Source organism: Telluria sp. AZSoR62 (assembly GCF_058111565.1).
On sequence record NZ_JBYTST010000542.1, the window covers coordinates 1 to 241 of the forward strand.

Sequence of the window (241 nt, forward strand, 5' to 3'; positions counted from 1 at the left end):
GAGAACATCATTCAGAAATTGCTGCAGAAGTGCGACTACGACGTAGAGAAGGCCCAGATGGGTATTGTCTATATCGACGAAATCGACAAGATTTCGCGCAAGTCCGACAACCCGTCGATCACCCGTGACGTTTCCGGTGAAGGCGTGCAGCAAGCGCTGTTGAAACTGATTGAAGGCACGGTAGCTTCCGTACCGCCTCAAGGCGGCCGCAAGCACCCGCAGCAGGAATTCCTTCAGGTTG

The 241-nt window shown here is 53.9% G+C and carries 1 protein-coding gene; it reads left to right on the forward strand.

Features of this window, described 5'->3' with window-relative positions; translation table 11 throughout:
• Positions 1-241: AAA family ATPase (locus tag AC3XQU_RS24695; protein ID WP_489876736.1), on the forward strand; the 241-nt coding region annotated here is incomplete at both ends.